This is a genomic window from Blastococcus saxobsidens (assembly GCF_010682065.1).
Taxonomy (GTDB): Bacteria; Actinomycetota; Actinomycetes; order Mycobacteriales; family Geodermatophilaceae; genus Blastococcus; species Blastococcus saxobsidens_B.
The window spans coordinates 1-610 of the sequence record NZ_JAAGWG010000074.1 but is presented as its reverse complement, the minus strand read 5'-3'; the positions used below and the strand labels follow the sequence as shown (position 1 = coordinate 610).

General features: G+C 72.5%; 1 protein-coding gene. It reads right to left on the bottom strand.

All coding sequences use genetic code 11. The features are described from left to right. Nucleotides 1-610, bottom strand: a 610-nt coding sequence (locus GCU60_RS19715; RefSeq protein WP_239521476.1) for a DDE-type integrase/transposase/recombinase, incomplete at both ends; no start/stop codon positions are given.

Below are 610 nucleotides of genomic sequence, written 5' to 3'. Positions count from 1 at the left end.
GCGCTTGTGCGTGATGGTCTCGCCGAGGGTCTCGGCGAACAGGTGGGATCGGTAGGCCGAGCCGTTGTCGGTGAGCACTCGCTTGACGGTGATTCCGCAGTCGGCGAAGTGGGCGTTGGCGCGGGTCCAGAACGCCGCGACGGTCTCCTTCCGCTCGTCGCCGAGGATCTCGGAGTAAGCCAGCCGGGAGTGGTCATCCACGGCGTGGTGCAGGTAGGCGTAGCCGGGCTTGGACTGCTTCTTGATCGCTCGTCCGGCGGCGCGGCCGTGCACCCGGTGCCCGCCGCCGTCGGGGATGCGGCCGAGTTTCTTGATGTCGACGTGCACCAGGTCCCCGGGTGCGGCGTGCTCATAGCGGCGCGGCGCCGGCCGCGAGGAGCGGACCCGCACTCCGGTTGCCGGGTCGATGAACCGCAGCGGCGGCGCCCCGTAGCGGGTCAGGACCCGCTGCACGGTGGAGACGGCCAGACCGAGCCGGTAGGCGATCCGCGCCGGCCCCCAGCGGCGGGAGATCCGCAGTCCCAGGATCCGGCGTTCGGTGCGCACCGGGAGCTGGTGGGGGCAGTGCCGCGGCCGCGACGAGCGGTCGGTCATGCCGGCCGGCCCGAAC